General features: G+C 73.8%; 14 protein-coding genes. 7 read left to right on the forward strand and 7 right to left on the reverse strand.

The genetic code is table 11. From position 1 onward, the window contains the following. Positions 1-19: 19 nt before the first annotated feature. From AC6EI4_RS08575 to AC6EI4_RS08590, 4 genes are read right to left on the reverse strand one after another with little or no spacing between them, the layout of a single operon-like run. Entirely contained in the window at positions 20-1,138 is a 1,119-nt protein-coding gene (locus AC6EI4_RS08575) for a hypothetical protein (protein ID WP_498451201.1), read from the reverse strand. Next, complete coding sequence (locus AC6EI4_RS08580; protein WP_498423291.1) at positions 1,135-1,344, reverse strand: DUF6752 domain-containing protein; 210 nt, start codon at positions 1,342-1,344, stop codon at positions 1,135-1,137. The genes AC6EI4_RS08575 and AC6EI4_RS08580 overlap by 4 nt, the downstream gene beginning before the upstream one ends. Positions 1,345-1,349: 5 nt before the next feature. Further along, a complete protein-coding gene (locus AC6EI4_RS08585; protein WP_498451202.1) occupies positions 1,350-2,942 on the reverse strand; it encodes a LicD family protein in 1,593 nt (530 codons plus the stop codon). Next, positions 2,926-4,005, reverse strand: a complete 1,080-nt coding sequence (locus tag AC6EI4_RS08590; protein WP_498451203.1) for a glycosyltransferase family 2 protein — start codon at positions 4,003-4,005, stop codon at positions 2,926-2,928. Before AC6EI4_RS08590 ends, AC6EI4_RS08585 begins: the two co-directional genes overlap by 17 nt. Positions 4,006-4,144: 139 nt before the next feature. Here AC6EI4_RS08590 and AC6EI4_RS08595 point away from each other — a divergent pair, with 139 nt between their 5' ends. The 4 genes from AC6EI4_RS08595 to AC6EI4_RS08610 all read left to right on the forward strand — a co-directional run bounded on the left by AC6EI4_RS08595 (position 4,145) and on the right by AC6EI4_RS08610 (position 9,830). Continuing rightward, the gene (locus AC6EI4_RS08595; RefSeq protein ID WP_498451204.1) at positions 4,145-6,256 is read left to right on the forward strand and encodes a DUF6077 domain-containing protein; all 2,112 of its coding nucleotides are present in this window, start codon (positions 4,145-4,147) and stop codon (positions 6,254-6,256) included. 109 nt (positions 6,257-6,365) lie between these two features. Next, entirely contained in the window at positions 6,366-7,454 is a 1,089-nt protein-coding gene (locus AC6EI4_RS08600; protein ID WP_498423285.1) for a hypothetical protein, read from the forward strand. Positions 7,455-7,506: 52 nt separating this feature from the next. Further along, entirely contained in the window at positions 7,507-7,995 is a 489-nt protein-coding gene (locus AC6EI4_RS08605) for a hypothetical protein (RefSeq protein WP_498451205.1), read from the forward strand. Positions 7,996-8,006: 11 nt separating this feature from the next. Next, complete coding sequence (locus AC6EI4_RS08610; protein ID WP_498451206.1) at positions 8,007-9,830, forward strand: peptidoglycan DD-metalloendopeptidase family protein; 1,824 nt, start codon at positions 8,007-8,009, stop codon at positions 9,828-9,830. Here the strand turns inward: AC6EI4_RS08610 and AC6EI4_RS08615 are convergent. Genes AC6EI4_RS08615 through AC6EI4_RS08625 form a run of 3 tightly spaced genes read right to left on the reverse strand, consistent with a single transcriptional unit; the run spans position 9,814 to position 12,243 of the window. Beyond that, on the reverse strand, positions 9,814-11,109 hold the full coding sequence (locus AC6EI4_RS08615; protein WP_498451207.1) for a lipopolysaccharide biosynthesis protein: 1,296 nt from the start codon (positions 11,107-11,109) through the stop codon (positions 9,814-9,816). The genes AC6EI4_RS08610 and AC6EI4_RS08615 overlap by 17 nt on opposite strands. Beyond that, positions 11,102-11,467, reverse strand: a complete 366-nt coding sequence (locus tag AC6EI4_RS08620) for a DUF2304 domain-containing protein (protein ID WP_498423279.1) — start codon at positions 11,465-11,467, stop codon at positions 11,102-11,104. Before AC6EI4_RS08620 ends, AC6EI4_RS08615 begins: the two co-directional genes overlap by 8 nt. Beyond that, positions 11,464-12,243, reverse strand: coding sequence for a glycosyltransferase family 2 protein (locus AC6EI4_RS08625; RefSeq protein WP_498423277.1), 780 nt, complete (start codon positions 12,241-12,243; stop codon positions 11,464-11,466). The genes AC6EI4_RS08620 and AC6EI4_RS08625 overlap by 4 nt, the downstream gene beginning before the upstream one ends. Before the next feature lie 161 nt (positions 12,244-12,404). On the opposite strand from AC6EI4_RS08625, the gene AC6EI4_RS08630 reads away from it, so the two are divergent. From AC6EI4_RS08630 to AC6EI4_RS08640, 3 genes are all read left to right on the forward strand, one after another. After that, entirely contained in the window at positions 12,405-13,568 is a 1,164-nt protein-coding gene (locus AC6EI4_RS08630) for a hypothetical protein (RefSeq protein WP_498451208.1), read from the forward strand. After that, positions 13,565-14,839, forward strand: a complete 1,275-nt coding sequence (locus AC6EI4_RS08635) for a glycosyltransferase family 4 protein (RefSeq protein ID WP_498451209.1) — start codon at positions 13,565-13,567, stop codon at positions 14,837-14,839. Before AC6EI4_RS08630 ends, AC6EI4_RS08635 begins: the two co-directional genes overlap by 4 nt. Positions 14,840-14,920: 81 nt before the next feature. Next, positions 14,921-16,117: an acyl-CoA dehydrogenase family protein gene (locus AC6EI4_RS08640; protein ID WP_498423272.1), complete on the forward strand. Its 1,197-nt coding sequence runs from the start codon at positions 14,921-14,923 to the stop codon at positions 16,115-16,117. Positions 16,118-16,121: the final 4 nt, after the last annotated feature.

Consider the following 16,121-nt stretch of genomic DNA (forward strand, 5'->3'; position numbering starts at 1 on the left):
GTGTCCCGGGCGCGGTGCCTCAGCGGCGCCGCAGTCGGCGCAGCGCCCCGCCCACTCGTCGGGCGCCCGAGGCGGCGCGCCCGCGCCAGCCGCCGTGCGCGCGCGCGGCGGGCGTCCCCGCCGCCCCGCTGCGCTCGCGCACGTCGGCGAGCAGCCGGGCGGAGAGCTCGACGGCGACCTGGGCCACCTCCGCGTCGGTCACCGAGGAGGGGTGGCGCCGTGGCGCCAGGGCGTCGGGGACCAGCAGGGAGTCCAGCTCGCCCACCACGTGGAAGCCACGTGCGCGCACCAGCTCGACCGAGGCGCGGGCCCGCTCACGGCACTCCTCCTGCTGGTCGGGGCCGGGCCAGAACCGGTCGCCGCCGCGCGGCACCAGCCGCTCGTCGGCGAGGAAGGAGCGGATCCACACGCCCCGGTCGTGGGCGCGCGAGAAGTCGTCGAGGTGCTCGTTGATCCGGCGCAGGGTCTCGGCCTCGACGACCCCCATCGAGCTGTTGGCGAAGGCGGTCGAGACCTCGAACCCGGACGGGTCCAGGCCCAGGACGCCGGCGAAGCGGTCCCACAGCGTGCTGCGCGGCGCACCGGGCGGGGGCGTGGTCAGCACGTGCACCCGCTCGCTGGGCACGAGGTCGCCCCAGCGCTCGAGCACCAGGCGCAGGTCGAGCGCGCGCCAGTCCCAGACCGTGAGCGGGTCGGGGGAGACCGTGCGCGCGTAGTCCTCGATCCGGGTGGTGCTCTTGTTCTTCAGCGACTCCTGCCAGCTGGAGGTGAACAGGCTGAGCGGCTCACGCGCGGTGACGATCACGTGCACCTCGGCGGGCGCCAGCGCCTCGACCATCTCCCGTGCCTGCTCGGCGGTGGCGGAGCAGAAGAACTCGTGGCTGATCACGGCGTCGTGCGGCCACGCGGCGACCTCGTCGCGCAGCACGTCCCACGAGGACGGCGCCCGCGGGTTGCGCCTGCCCACATGGGGGTCGCCGCGGACCACCAGCGAGGCCCAGAGGTGATCGCGCCGCTCCCGCCCCGGCAGCAGCATCCCCGCCTCGCGCAGCTCCTCGCGCTGGGCCCACATCACCGTCTGCAGGTAGCTGGTCCCGGTCTTGGGCAGCCCGATGTGGACGAAGACGCGGCGGCTCATCCCAGCTGGCTCGAGTATCGCTCGAGGAGTGTCTCCAGCTTCTCCTGGTCGCGGCGCGCGACCGGGAGCAGCAGCTCCTGGACGATGTCGGTCAGCTCGGCGACGCGCAGGTGCAGGCTCCGGCACTCCTGGACCTCCGCCTCCAGCTCGTCGAGGCGGGCCTCGAGCCGGGCCGTGCCGCGAAGCCGGTCAACCAGTTTGCTCATCGTTCTCACTCCTGCCACGTGACGACCATGCGGCACGCTCGACGGTGTTGGGCCATGGCCGCGGGGTTGGGGGCCTTCATCTGCGAGGAGTCGATCGTCTCCTCGCTGAGGATGCGCGCGCCGCGCTCCTCGAGCTCGGCGCGGATCACCGCGGGGTCCAGCGCTCGCACGCCGTGCCACTCGGGCCAGGGGTCCTCGGGGTGGGTCTCGAGGAGGAACTGCAGGTGCAGCCTCCCGCCGCTGCGCCCGACGATCTCGGCGAAGCGCCACACGTTCGGGCGACCGTCCGCGGGCATCGCGTCGATCAGGTGCCGGGCCAGCACCGCGGTGGGCCCCGGCTGGTGCGCCAGCAGCGCGGCGTAGGACAGCACGTGGCGCGTCTCGAACAGGTTCATCTCGGCGAACCGCACCGGCAGCCCCTCGGCGCGCGCCTGCGCCTCGAGGGTCGGCCAGCCCAGCGAGGAGTAGTCCAGCGCCAGCACCTGCGCCCCCTGGGCGGCTAGCCAGTAGGCGTTGTGGCCGCGGCCGCAGCCGAGGTCGACGACCCGGGTGCCGGGTGGGTTCTGCTCCAGCACCTGGGCCGCGATCGGGTCCGGGCGCTGACGCGGCTGCTCGTTGCGCTGGGTGAGGTAGCGGCGGTCCCAGTCCGAGCGCCCCGGGCGGGTGCCGCGGAACCAGCCGTTGAGGCGGCGCGAGGTGGACTCGGGGGTCTCGAAGTGGAAGGCCGGGTCCGGCACCCGCCACGACGTGCCGTAGGTGACGTCGAGGAGACGCTCGGGGACGGCCGGGGCCGGCAGGGTGCGCCCGTTCAGTTCGGTGGTGCCGAGCGGGTAGAGCCACTCCTCGCGGAACGGCGCGCGGATCTCGCCCATCAGCACCAGGTAGCCGTCGGTGCCCAGGAAGCCGCCGAACACGTCGAGGCCGCGCACCCGGCCGTCGGACTCGCGGACCAGGACCTTGACCGCGGCGCCGCTGTAGCGGACCACGTCGTAGCCCATCTCGGCCAGGCGCCGCTGCAGCTGGAAGGACTCACGGATCACGTCGACGGGGGTGGTGTGGCGGCTGACGTAGCAGAGGTCGGCGTCGTTGTCGTGGCCGATCACCTTGCCGTCGCGCACCGCGCCCAGCAGCGTTCCGTAGCCGGGGAAGGCCCGCACGCCGGCGCTGGCCAACGCGCCCAGCACCTCCTCGATGGCGTCCAGGAGGGGCTCGAGGTGGGCGGCGCTGCGGGTCTCGAAGGTGAGCGTGAGCCGCCCGGACTTGTCGATGCCCAGCGGGTCGCCCTCGGCGTTGACGATCGCGATGCGCCCCTCGCCGGCGCCGAACTGCAGCTCCTCGTCGTACATCGGCTGCTCGGCGCCGTGGGCGCGCACGGTGATCCGGGCTCGCCCGTCCAGGTAGCGCTGCAGGCCGGGGGGCCAGGGCACGTGGTGGGTGTCGGGCGAGGACGGGACCGGGTGGCCGTCGCGGATCAGCCAGAAGGACCAGACCCGGCGCCCGTCGAACATCACGTCGAGCACCTGCTCCTCGGCGGAGCGCACGCGCACGCCGGTGTCGTCCACGTGGACCGCACCGAGGGCGTCATCGGCTCGGGACACGAGCACTCCTGTCGTCGAGGCGCGACCGGGTCGTGGCGCGGAGCAGCGGGCGCATGAGGGCCCAGTATGCACGCGAGCCGGCGCGCAGCCAGGGCGGCGCGGCCAGGCCCTCGACACCCGGCGCGAAGTCGCCGGTGAGCAGGTCGACCAGGGCGGCGTCGGGCTGCAGCCTGGACTCCTGGACCAGCCGCCGCCGGCGACGTACCGCGCCGGCGTTGCGCACCAGCCACCACCAGCCGGCGCGCTTGCGCGGTCCCCAGCCCTGCTTGGTGGCCACCGCCAGCATCGCCAGCTCCAGGGCGAGCAGCGAGGGAGCCAGCAGCAGCAGCGTGCGGGTCTGCAGCACGGTGAGCAGCATCAGCAGCCGGTTGCGCTCGAGCAGGTAGAGCTTGAGGTCGTTGCGGGAGAACTCGTAGCGGTGCAGGACCACGGCGTCGGGGACGTAGACGACGCGCCAGCCGTGCTGCCAGGCGCGCAGGCTGAGCTCGGTGTCCTCGCAGTAGGCGAACATCAGCTCGCAGAAGCCACCGAGCGCCTCGAAGACCTCGCGGCGGCACAGGGTGGCGGCCCCCGAGGCGACGGTCACCTCGCGTCGCACGGCGTACGACGTGGCGGGCTCGCCCAGGCCGCCGGCCCAGCTGAGCCCGGAGTAGTGCAGCGGGTTGCCGGCCGAGTTGATGGTCTGCGGGGCGTCGTAGAGCCGCACCGAGCCGGTGACCAGGCCGACCTCGGGCTCCGCGGCGACCGCCGCCATCCGGGCCAGCGCGGCGGGCTCGACCACGGCGTCGCCGTTCACGAAGGCGAGGTAGTCACCGCCGGCGCGCTGGGCGCCCAGGTTGCAGCCGCCGGCGAAGCCGACGTTGCCCTGGCCCTCGACGACGACGACGCCGGGCTCGGTGCGCAGTTGCTCGACCGCGTCGGAGGTGCAGCCGTTGTCGACCAGCACCACCTCGACGTCGACGTCGGTGGAGGCGAGCGCGGCACGCACCGAGGTGGTCAGCAGCGGCTCGTCACCCCAGGCCAGCACGATCGCGCTCACCCGGGGAGCGTGGGCCTGGGTCATCCGAGGGACTCCGGGTTGCCGGGGAGCGCCGTGGGCCCCGGACACGGGCGAGCTGACGTCGCGGGGCTGGGCATGCAGGCATACTACTGACGCCTTACCGGGCCGGAGTGTGCGCGGGGGCGGACGAGGGGAGTGGCGAGTGAGCGTGGCGCTCGAGGAACGAACGGTGCGGCCCACGACGCTGCCCACGGCGCTGCGCAGCGTGCTCGACGCGCTGAGCGACGCCGCGGTGCTGTCCTTCGCGCTGTGGACGCTGCTCTACTGTCTCGGCCTCGCCACCCAGTGGTCGCTGTGGCCCAGCGGCTGGCTGTGGCTCCTCGCGACGCCGGTGATCATCGGCTGGCGGGTGTGGGCCGAGCTACGCGCCCGTCCCGACTCGCCGCCCGAGCCCGCCGCCCCGACGGCCGCACCCCCCTCCGGTGCCCGACACGCCCGGCCGGCCCCCCGCAGCCTGCAGTGGGTGCCGGTGGCGGTGCTCGTCCTGGCCGCGGGGGCGGCCCTGGCCGGCCTGGTCTGGAGCCGCACCAGCTTCTGGGGCGCTTGGGTGGCCACCGTCCTGGCCGGCGTGCTGGCCCTGCTGTGGGCCTGGAGGTCGGGGTGGCTGAGCCCCGGCGAGGGGGTCCCGGACGAGGACGGCGCGAGCGCCGCGCCGCAGGCCGGTGCGCTCAACCGCTGGGGCGCCGACGTCTTCGCGCTGGTCTCCTCGCTCGGACTGGGCGCGCTGGCGGCGTTCCTGCACCTGGCCGACACCGACGACCCCTACTACCTCAACCGCTCGGTGTGGGTGGCCGAGCGGGGCAACGCCGCGCTGCTCGACACCATGTTCACCCCGGAGATCCTCAACTCGCCGTACGGCGGGGGCATCCCGATCGCCTCGATCGAGGGACTGATCGGCGTGGTCGCGCACATGAGCGGGATGCGCGCCGGCGCGGTGACCTACCTGGTGGCCGGCCCGGTGGCGGCCTTCCTGGCGGGCTGGGCGCTGTGGCGCCTGGTCCGGGCCTGGGCACCGCGGCGACGGGCGCTGGTGCTCGCCGGCGCACTGGTCTTCCTCCTGCTCAGCGGCGACTCGATGCTCGGCAACTTCTGGGTGCCCCGGATGTGGCAGGGCAAGGTGATGGCGGTGGCGGTGCTGATGCCGTTGCTGTGGGTCTACCTCACCCGGATCCACGAGAGCGCCGGCACGCAGCGGCGCTGGGCGGGAGTGATGCTGCTCGCCGGCGGCGTCGCGTTCTTCGGTCTCACCCCCACCGCGGTGGTGTGGGGCCCGCTGATGAGCGGCGCGGCGGTGCTGGCGGCGCTGCTGCTGCGGTCCCGCGCGCTCGCGGTGGGAGCGGTGCTGCTGTCCGTGGGCCCGGTCGCCAGCGGGCTGGCGGTGATCGCGTTCTCCACCGACGTCGGCGGCAAGGACCCCGTCGCGCTGCCCGCCTTCGACTCCTTCGTACGGATCCTCGGCGAGCAGGGCCCGATGGTCGCGCTGTCCTTCTTGGCGCTTGGCCTGGCCACCCTGCTGGCCCGGCGCGGGGTGGCGGCGGCGCTGGCCGGGGCCTCGGCGCTGGTCAGCACCCTGGTCTTCGCGCCGGGGGTGCTCGAGCTCGTCAACGCCGTCACCGGCTCCGGGCCGGTCCTGTGGCGGATGCTCTACTGCGCGCCGATCCCGGTGCTGGCGGCGCTGCTGCTCGCGGTGGACGTGCCCGACCCGCGCCGGGTGCCGGCCCCGGTCGCCGGGGCCGCCCGGGCGCTGCCGTGGGTCGCCGCCGTGGTGGTGCTGGTGGCGTTCGTCGGCGGAGGCAGGCCGATCTGGGCCTACACCGGGCACGGCGGACCCGTCTCGGTCAGCTCGACCCCGCAGTGGAAGCTGGACCGGCCGGCGCTCGCGGACGTCCGCATTCTCGACGAGCAGGGACTCCAGGGGACGGTGCTGCTGCCGCCACGTTGGATGAAGGTGCTCACCATGTACACCACCGACGCCTTCCCGGTCGTCCCCCGGGAGTGGTTCGTGGGCAACATGGAGGAGCCCCGCGAGGTACGCCGGGCGCGGATGCTGCTCTACGACCTGGCCGGCCAGAAGGCGCCGCTGCCCTCGGCCGGCAAGGTCCGTGCGGCGGTGCGGCTGCTCGACCTGAGCCTGGCCTGCGTCGGCCCGGGCCCCTACCGCGAGCGGGTGCTGGAGCTCTACGAGCAGGCCGGGCTGACCGGCGAGCGCACCGCGGGCACCCTCGAGTGCCGCACCCCCGCCGGCGCTGGTTGAGAGGCCGGCTGAGGGGCCGGGACCGTTCCCGGGCGGGCGCGGCGGCGCCTGTAGCCTGAAGGGCGCGACACGCAAGAAGCACGGCTCACTCAGAACAGGGAGAACCTCGATGCCCGGCAAGGTCTTTCTCCACCTCGGCCTGCCGAAGACAGGCACCTCCTTCCTGCAGAAGGTGCTCCAGCACAACGAGGCGCCCCTGCGCGAGCACGGCGTGATCTTCCCGAACGGGAAGGGGATGCTGATGTTCCGCGCGATGCTCGAGGTCACCGAGCGGGCGCCGAACTGGGGCCGCACCGTGGAGAGCGTCGAGGGCACCTGGCGCACGATCGTCCAGGCCGCCCGGGCCCACGACGGCACCACCGTGGTGAGCAACGAGCTCTTCTGCCTCGCCACCCCCGACCAGGTCGAGCGGATGCTCGCCGACCTCGCGGGGCTGGAGGTCCACGTGGTGCTGACCGTGCGCGACCTGGGCCGTCAGCTGCCCGCGGAGTGGCAGGAGGGCGTCAAGCACGGCCGACGGGTGGGCCTCGACGACTTCCTCTCGGTGGTCTTCGACGAGCCCAGCCCCGACCCGCGGCTGCACCAGCGGTTCTGGAGCGTCCAGGACCCGGCGGCGATCCTGCAGCGCTGGTCCGCGGTCCCGCCCGAGCGGGTCCACCTGGTCGTCAACCCGCCGTCCGGAACGCCCTCCACGCTGCTGTGGGAGCGCTTCGCCGAGGTCATCGACGTCCCCCCGGAGGCGGTGACGATGCCCGACCGGGAGGTCAACACCTCGCTGGGGATCGCCCAGACGGAGGTGCTGCGGCGGGTCAACCAGCGCCTCGACCGCGGCGGCAACCAGGTCGTCTACGGCGAGGTCGTCAAGCGTCTCTACGCCGGCCGGATCCTGGCCCCCGGCTCCACCCGGCGCGCCGGGCTGCCCGAGAAGTGGCACCCGGCGGTCCACGAGCGCGCCGCGCGCATCCTGGAGGCTCTCTCCGAGCAGCCCTACGACGTGGTCGGCGACCTGGCCGAGCTCACCCCGCGGCTGTCCGGTGGCGCTGCGCAGAGCGACACCACCACCGAGGAGCTGCTCGAGGTCGCCGTCGACGCCACCGCCGCCCTGCTCCAGGAGATCGTCGACCTGCGGGGCACCGTGACGGAACTGCGCGGCAAGGGCCCCCGACGTAGCATCAACCTCCTGCGGGCTCGCAACTGACCCGATCCGCGTCGGGCGGCCGGCGGCGACGAGCAGCAGGGGACGGAGCACGATGGTGGACGCACGCGTGGCCCTCGCCGGGGCTGCCGCCGTCCTGACGGTGGTGGCGCTGGGCGCCTGCTCGACGCCCGACGCGGGTGAGGCGGGCGACGCCGGCTCGCCGAAGGACACCGGGTCCTCGTCCTCGTCCGGCCCCGGAGCCGACGCGCAGAGCGACGCCCCCCAGGCCGTGGCCCGCCGGGTGCTCACCACCTGGTCGCGCAACGACGTCGGGTACGCCGCCTGGTGGTCCGCGCTGCGCCCGCTGCTGAGCGCGGGTGCCCGCGAGGCCTACGCGTTCACCGACCCCGCCGCCGTGCCGGACCTGGAGCTGCCCGCCGGCGGCGAGGTGAGCCCGGGGCCCTATCCGGGCACCACGACCGTGCGCCTCAAGACGACCACCGGCGTCTTCGGGGTCGACCTGGCCCGGGTCCGCGGCACCGGCCCGTGGCGTGCCGAGCGCATCATCTTCCCCGACCAGCCGTCCCTCTACTCCGAGTGAGCGAGTCAGCCGTGAAGCGTCGTTCCCGCCGTCCCCTGCTGGTGGCGCCCGCCCTGGTCCTCGCGCTGCTCCCGGCCCTGGCCGGAGCCAGCGCACCCACGGTCTCGACGCGTGCGCCGGCGCACGCGGCGCCGGGGGCGTGCGCGGCTCCCGCCCTGGCCGGCAGCATGTCGCTCACGGCGCGGGCGCCGGTGGCGGCGGGCTACGACCGCGAGCAGCTCGACCGCGCCCTGACGATCCTGGCCGTGGGGGAGCGCAGGAAGGTCCCGGCGCGCGCCCAGGCCCTGGCGCTGACCGCGGCTCTGGCCGAGTCCGGCCTGAAGCGGGGCGGTGGGCGCGCCCTCGCCGGCGTCTTCCACGGCTCCGGATCGTCCCCGGCCCTCGAGCGCCTCGGCGTGGCCGAGTTCTACGACCGGCTGCTCGCCGTACCGGGCTGGAGCACGCTGCCTGCCGAGATCGCCGTGCACCGGGTGACCCGCAACGCCGACCCGTTCCGCTACGACCCGTTCTGGGCGAGTGCCCTCGACCTCCTCGACACGCTGGCCCGCGGCCGGATGGATGTCCCGGCCACGGTCCAGTCGGGCGCCCGCTCACCGCAGTGGTGCCGCCCGGACGGCACCAGCGACGTCGCCGCGCCGTTCCCGCCGGGCACCGGCTACCGGGTCACCTCGCGCGCCAAGGTGACGCCGGCGCGCCGGGCGGCCGCGCCGCTGGAGGTGCGCAGCCACTGCGGCAGCGCCGTCCTGGCCGCCAGCTCGGGGTCGGTGGAGGTCGGCAAGCCCACCCGGACCGGGTGGGAGGTCCAGGTGGAGAACGAGGCCGCCGAGGTGGTCACCCGCTACCAGGGCCTCGTCGGGCTCACCGTCTCCGACGGCCAATCCATCGGCGCCGGCCAGCAGCTGGGCTCGCTGGGCTCGCTGGGCGCCACCGACGGCTGCTCCCTGGGCTTCCGGGTGCTGGGCGGGACCGGGCAGGACCTCACCCCGATCGACGCCTCCGCCTGGCTGCAGCGCAGCGTGACCCCGCGCTCCCGCCGCCCGGCGGCCCCCGAGCAGGAGACGGCGGCTCCGGCCCGGCCGACCACGCTGCGCCTGGCCAGCTACAACGTGCTGGGCGCCCACCACAGTGCCCCGGGGGGCAAGAACGCCGGTATGGCCGACGGTGCCTGGCGGATGCGGCAGTCCCTGGCCCGGTTGGAGGCCAACGGCGTCGACATCGCGGTCTTCAACGAGTTCGAGGGCCCGCAGGCCGCGGTCGTGCAGAGCGACGGCGACTGGACGCTGCTGCGCGCCACCGGCAACTCGCGGCTGCGCGGCGGCGACTTCTCCGGCAACGCCATCGCCTGGCGCAGCGCCGAGTGGAGCCTGGTGCGCAGCGAGGAGGTGACCGTGCCCTGGGACGTCACCCTGCACCTGCCGGTGGCCCACCTGGTGCACGTCGAGACCGGCGCCGCGGTCGTGGTGATGGGCGTGCACAACCCCGCCAGCACCCAGCGCAAGGGCAACCAGCAGGGCGCCCGGGACCGGGCCCGCGCCATCGAGAAGGCGGCGGTGAGCCGGCTGGTCGCCGAGACCGGCAACCCGGTCTTCCTGGTCGGCGACATGAACGAGCGCGCCACGGTGTTCTGCGACTTCACCTCAGACGGCCTGATGACCACCCCGTACGGCGCGGCGAGCGGCGGCGGGTGCTCCACGCCGCCGGGCTTCCACGGCGGCGTCGACTGGATCTTCGGAGCTGGCCCCCTGGTCTTCGGCGGGGGACTGGTGGACCGCTCCACCAAGGGCACGCTGAGCGACCACCCGCTGGTGATGGCCGACGTCACCGTCGGCGGCTGACCTCGCGTACTCCCGGGGCGAACGAGGCGGGCGCGAGCAGCACGATCACGCCGGTGGCGCCGAGCAGCATCGCCACCTCGACGCGCAGGAACAGCTCGAGGGGGAGGGCCAGCGCGAGGACGGTGAGGGCCACCCCCACCACCCAGGCGGTGACCACGTGCCGGTGCCGGCGCCGGGCGATGGCGGCCGACTGCAACGTCATCGCCATCATCAGCAGCCCGCTGGACGCGGCCAGCAGGGCCAGGTCCTGGCGCGGCATGTCGTAGGCCGAGCCGAACAGCAGGTGCATCGCCCACGGGCCCAGCGCCCAGGCGCCGAGCGCACCGGCCGTCGCCAAGCCGGCGGTGACCAGCACGAAGGCCCGCAGCTGGGCTCGCATCCCGCTGTGGTCGCCCACGGTGAGGTGCGCGGTGAGTCGGGGCACCTGGATCGCCTGGATCGCGGCGAAGAGCAGCATCGGGATCCGGGCCAGGGTCAGCCCCGACAGGAAGATGCCCGCGGCGGCCGACTGCTCCGGCTCGGCCAGCAGCCGCACCGCGATCGCCCCGACGTTGGCGAGCAGCTGCGAGCACAGCGCGGAGAGGACCAGCAGGCCGATGCCGCCGGCGACCTCCGCCCACGCGGCCACCGCCTGGCCCGGGGACGCCGGGGCCAGCCGGCTGACCCGAGGGGCGACGACCAGGGCGGAGAGGAGGGGAGCCAGGGCCAGGACCAGGGCGTAGGCGAGGGCGCTGTCCACGCCCAGCGCGAACAGGGCCAGGCAGGCGACCGCGCGCATCGTGCCCTCGGTCGCCAGCTGGACGCCGTACCCGGTGAAGTCCTCACCGGCGGAGAGCACGCCGCGCTGGAGGTACTGCACCGCGAACCCGGTGCAGGTCAGCGCGGCGGCGAGCAGGAAGGGGCCGGGGCGGTCGAAGAGCAGCCCGCCCACGGGCGTGGCCAGCACGACCAGGCTCAGCGCGGCCAACAGTGCCACCAGGACCAGGGCCGCGGTCAGCGCCGTGCGGCGCACCAGCGGACGCAGCGGGAGGCCGGCGGCGCGCCGGACCACCGCCGCGTGCGACAGCTCCTGCTCGAAGGGCAGGAACAGGCCCACCCCGACCGTGTAGACGAGGGTCCACAGCACCGCGACGTTGGAGAACTCCGCAGGATCGGTGCCGCGCGCGGACACCACCAGGAAGACGCTGGCCGAGATGCCCAGGATCGCCACGCCGGCGCCGGTGCGCAGGGTGGCGTTGGGGCGCCGCGCGGAGCGGGTGCCCGGTGCCGGGTCAGTCATCCTGGTCGAGACGGTCCCGTCCCTGCTCCTCGAGGCTGAGCCGCAGCAGCGCGACCTCCTCGGCCAGCGTGCGGGTCTTCTCCTCGAGCCGGCCGAGCTCGTAGGAGTGCTGCAGGGTCAGCACCAGCAGCACCATGCTCGCCGCGAAGAACAGCAGGTTGGCCGGCACCTCGACGCCGACCACCTCCGCGGCCCAGTTCAGCGCCCCCGGGAAGGCGGAGACGCCGAGGACGCCCAGTGCGACCAGGAACCACAGCACCGCGTACTTCTCGCGCAGCGAGTGCCGGCGCAGCATCTCCAGGAGCACGGCGACGATGATCAGCGAGCCGATCAGGCCCAGCACCATGGTGGCGCTCATCGCAGGTCTCCCGCCGCGGCCGGCTCCGCGACCGCCGGCGTCTCCGGCCAGCGGCGCACGAGCGCCAGCACCAGCGCGACCACGGCGCGGGCCAGGTACAGCGTCGCCTTCAGCGTGGTCTGGCTCGCCGTGCCGGCCTGACGTACCCGCATCTCCACCGGCTCCTGGCGGATCACGCAGCCGCGCCGGATGGCGATCACCATCGACTCGACGGTGTCACCGAGGTACTCGGCCGGGTAGTGGGTGGCGAAGGCGGCGATCGCCTTGCGGTTGGCGACCCGGAAGCCGCTGGTGACGTCGGTGAGCCGGGTGCCGGCCATCCGGGACAGCACCCGGGCCAGCACCACCATCGCGAGCTTGCGCGGCAGCGACACCCGGTACGGCGTGCCCTCGCCGGCGAACCGGGCTCCGATCACCACGTCGGCGCTGTCGAGTCGGGCCAGCAGGATGGGCAGGTAGCGCGGGTCGTGCTGCCCGTCGGCGTCGATCTGCACCGCGACGTCGAAGTCGTGGCGCAGCGCGTAGCGGTAGCCGGTCCGCATGGCGCCGCCCACGCCCAGGTTGAACGGCAGCCGGCAGACCTGGGCCCCGGCCGCGCCGGCGAGCTCGGCGGTCCGGTCGCTGGAGCCGTCGTCGACGACCAGGACGGTGGAGCCCGGAACGTGCTCGTGGATCTCGCGCACGGTGCTCGCCACGGCACCCTGCTCGTTCCAGGCGGGCACGATCACCAGGATCCGGGGCGGGGTCTCGGTCGGGCCGGGCACCTGCTGGTTCATGGGGGGCACTCTAGTGGCCGGGACCCGGCGGCCGACGAGGACTGGGGCAGGGACCGGTGCGCAGGGTAGTGCCAAGATGGAGCGCATGATCTTCCAGCTGCGTTCGGGCCGGCTCGGTGAACCGAGGCGGGCAGTGGCCACGGGCTCGCAGGGCGGGCGTCGTGGCTGAGCGGATCGTCCTGCACATCGGGGCGCCGAAGTCGGGCACGACCTACCTGCAGACCATCCTGTGGCGCAACCGCGCCGCCCTGCGCAGCGCGGGGGTGTTGGTGCCCGGACAGTCGCTGGGTGACTACAACCGGGCTGCCAAGGCGCTGCGGTCCTACCGCCGCGGGAACGGGCCGGCGGTGGGCGCGTGGCGCAGGATCTGCGAGGAGAGCGCGCAGTGGCCGGGCACCGTGGTGCTGAGCAGCGAATGGTTCTGCCTGGTTCCCGAGGACCTCGTCGCGCGCGCCGTCGAGGAGCTTCCGGACGCCGAGCTGCACGTGGTCTTCACGGCGCGGGCCTTCCTCGGCCAGGTGCCGGCGGCCTGGCAGGAGACGCTCAAGCTCGGCACGGGCCAGTCCCTGGACAGCTTCGTCGACGACCTGGACAAGGACGGCGAGCGCTGGAGCTGGTGGGCGATCGACCCCGCGGAGGCCCTGGCGCGCTGGGCGGGCGCCGTACCCGCCGAGCGGCTGCACGTCGTCACGGTGCCACCACGCGGGGCGGACCCGGACCTGCTCTGGAAGCGCTTCGCCGGCCTGTGCGGGGTCGACCCGGCGCTCGCCGACACCGAGGTGGCACAGGCCAACGAGTCCCTCGGCGTCGAGGCGGCGGCGCTGCTGCAGCGCCTCGGACCGCAGGTCCACGAGCGCATCGACTTCTCCGGGCTGAGGTGGACCGAGCCGTACCGCTGGCTGCGCCGCTACCTGGGCCACGAGCTGCTGGTGCCGCTGTCCGGGGGACGGATCGCCCTGCGCGACGCCCAGCGTGAGGCCGTCCAGGCACGCAGCGAGCGCAGCGTCGCGACGCTGCGGGCGGCCGGCTACCCGGTGACCGGGGACCTCGACGAGCTGCTCGGGGGCAACCCCGCGGGCAGGCATCCCGACGAGGTGACCGCCGCGGAGATGCTGGAGCGGGCCCTGCCGGTGGCGGCCGACCTGCTCGCGCAGGTGCGCACGCAGACGCTGCGGGCCGAGGCCGCCGAGGAGCGGCTGCGTGAGCTCGAGCCGCCCCGCACCGAGGCAGCCGTGAGCGACGGCGCGGCGAGTGACGGCGCCGGCAGCGACGGCGCCGGGGATCGAGCGGCCGGGCTGCTGGCACGGGTGAGGAGACGCCGGTGAGGCCGCTGACACAGGCACGCGACATCGCCGGGCGCCGGCTGCGCTCGCTGAGGCACGCCGTACGGCCGGCGCGTCCGCGCACCGACCGGGTCTACTTCCTGATCGCCGACGCGGCCGGGCGCGGGGGAGTGGCGCGCACCGTGACGAACCTCGCCGACGCGCTCGCCGCGGACCACCAGGTCGAGATCATCAGCGTCAACCGCAACAAGCGCGAGCCCGTCTACCCCACCCAGCGCGAGGTGCCGGTGCGCTGGCTGGTCGACAAGCGCGGGCGCGCGCTGCGGCAGCTGCGCGAGAGCGACCCCGCGGAGTTCGCACGGCGCCAGCGCCTGGCGGCCCAGCCCTCGCAGTACGGCGGAGGCGACGCGGCGATGACCCGCTACGCCGACGAGCGCCTCGAGGAGCTGATGGGCAGCCTGAAGCCGGGGGTGCTGATCACCACCCGCCCGAGCCTGCACCGGGCCGTCGTCGCGCTGGCGCCGCCGCACCTGCTCACCGTGGGCCAGGAGCACCTGAACTTCATCACCCGCAGCCAACGGCCCGGTCCGTTCCAGACCATCAAGACGGCCGCCCCCGGTCTCGACGGCTTCGTCGTCCTCACCGAGGCGGACCGGCAGGACTGGGCCCGGGAGCTGGCGGGGACCGACGCCTACGTGGAGGCGATCCCGAACGGGCTCACCTGGGATCTCGGGCCGCAGGCCCCGCTGCAGGCGAAGGTGATCGTGGCCGCTGGGCGCTTCGAGGAGCGCAAGGGCTTCGTGCGGATGGTGCAGGCCTACGCCCCGCTCGCGCGCGAGCGCCCGGACTGGCAGCTGCACATCTACGGCGGCGGCGAGGAGGCGCCGGCGATCAGGCGGTGCATCGAGGAGCTCGGCGTCGGCGAGCAGGTCCGGCTGATGGGCTTCACCGACCGGCTCCAGGACGCCTTCCAGGGGGCCTCGGCGTACGCCATGACCTCCTACTTCGAGGGGCTGCCGATGGTGCTGCTCGAGGCGATGAGCCAGGGCCTGCCGCTGGTCAGCATGGACTGTCCGCGCGGGCCGGCCGAGCTCATCGAGGACGGCGTCACCGGCCGCCTCGTCGCGGACGGCGACCTGACCGGCTTCGCCGAGGCGCTGCGCTCGCTGATGGACGACGCCGACCTGCGCGCCCGGATGGGCGCGGCCGGGCTGGCCCGGGCCGCCGACTACCGCGTCAGCGCGGTGGCGCAACGCTGGACGCGCCTGTTCGAGACGCTCCTCGAGCGCCGCTCGGCACCGCGCAGCTCCTGACGCGCGCGGTGAGCAGGGTCACGTTCTCCCCTGCCTACTCGACGGTAGGCTTCGCGCGTCACTGCTGAGAAGGGACCAGACATGAGCCGGTTGTGCCAGACCGAGGGCCTGAGCGACATCCAGGAGGAGATCCTCAAGACGATCCGTCAGTTCGTCAACGAGAAGATCCTGCCTGTCGCCACAGAGCTCGAGCACAAGGACGAGTACCCCACCGAGATCGTCGAGGGGCTCAAGGAGCTCGGTGTCTTCGGGCTGATGATCCCCGAGGAGTACGGCGGGCTCGGTGAGTCGCTGCTGACCTACGCGCTCGCGGTCGAGGAGATCGCCCGGGGCTGGATGAGCGTCTCCGGCGTCATCAACACCCACTTCATCGTCGCCTGGATGCTGATGCACCACGGCACCGAGGAGCAGAAGCAGCACTACCTGCCGCGGATGGCCACCGGCGAGGTCCGCGGTGCCTTCTCGATGTCCGAGCCCGGCTGCGGCTCCGACGTCTCCGCGATCAAGACCAAGGCCGTCAAGGGCGAGGACGGCGACTACACCATCGACGGCCAGAAGATGTGGCTGACCAACGGCGGCTCGGCCAACCTGGTCGCGGTGCTGGTCAAGACCGACGAGGGCGGATCCTCGGTCTACAAGAACATGACCACCTTCCTGGTGGAGAAGGAGTCCGGCTTCGGCGAGACGGCTCAGGGCGTCACCGTCCCGGGCAAGATCGAGAAGATGGGCTACAAGGGCGTCGACACCACCGAGCTCATCTTCGAGGGCCACAAGATCGCGGCCACGCAGATCCTGGGCGGCGAGCCGGGCAAGGGCTTCTACCAGATGATGGACGGCGTCGAGGTCGGCCGGGTCAACGTCGCCGCCCGGGGTTGCGGCGTGGCCAACCGCGCCTTCGAGCTCGGTGTCGCCTACGCCCAGCAGCGGGAGACCTTCGGCAAGAAGATCGCCGATCACCAGGCGGTGCTCTTCCGTCTCGCGGAGATGGCCACCAAGGTCGAGGCCGCCCACCAGATGATGGTCAAGGCGGCACGCACCAAGGACCTGGGCCAGCGCAACGACCTCGAGGCCGGCATGGCCAAGTACCTCGCGAGCGAGTACTGCTCGCAGGTGGTCGAGGACTCCTTCCGCATCCACGGCGGCTACGGCTTCTCCAAGGAGTACGAGATCGAGCGTCTCTACCGGGAGGCGCCGATGCTGCTGATCGGCGAGGGCACGGCCGACATCCAGCGGATGATCATCGGCCGGCGGGTGCTGGAGGACTACAAGCTCTCCTGAGCCC

This window comes from Nocardioides sp. Z43_10 (genome assembly GCF_059766615.1).

What these genes read in the sequence shown, in the direction of transcription:
- AC6EI4_RS08615 (WP_498451207.1), bottom strand. Translation starts at nt 11,109, where the DNA reads ATGACTGACCCGGCACCGGGCACCCGCTCCGCGCGGCGCCCCAACGCC.
- AC6EI4_RS08620 (WP_498423279.1), bottom strand. Translation starts at nt 11,467, where the DNA reads ATGAGCGCCACCATGGTGCTGGGCCTGATCGGCTCGCTGATCATCGTC.
- AC6EI4_RS08640 (WP_498423272.1), top strand. Translation starts at nt 14,921, where the DNA reads ATGAGCCGGTTGTGCCAGACCGAGGGCCTGAGCGACATCCAGGAGGAG.
- AC6EI4_RS08600 (WP_498423285.1), top strand. Translation starts at nt 6,366, where the DNA reads ATGCCCGGCAAGGTCTTTCTCCACCTCGGCCTGCCGAAGACAGGCACC.
- AC6EI4_RS08575 (WP_498451201.1), bottom strand. Translation starts at nt 1,138, where the DNA reads ATGAGCCGCCGCGTCTTCGTCCACATCGGGCTGCCCAAGACCGGGACC.
- AC6EI4_RS08590 (WP_498451203.1), bottom strand. Translation starts at nt 4,005, where the DNA reads ATGACCCAGGCCCACGCTCCCCGGGTGAGCGCGATCGTGCTGGCCTGG.
- AC6EI4_RS08605 (WP_498451205.1), top strand. Translation starts at nt 7,507, where the DNA reads ATGGTGGACGCACGCGTGGCCCTCGCCGGGGCTGCCGCCGTCCTGACG.
- AC6EI4_RS08625 (WP_498423277.1), bottom strand. Translation starts at nt 12,243, where the DNA reads ATGAACCAGCAGGTGCCCGGCCCGACCGAGACCCCGCCCCGGATCCTG.
- AC6EI4_RS08580 (WP_498423291.1), bottom strand. Translation starts at nt 1,344, where the DNA reads ATGAGCAAACTGGTTGACCGGCTTCGCGGCACGGCCCGGCTCGAGGCC.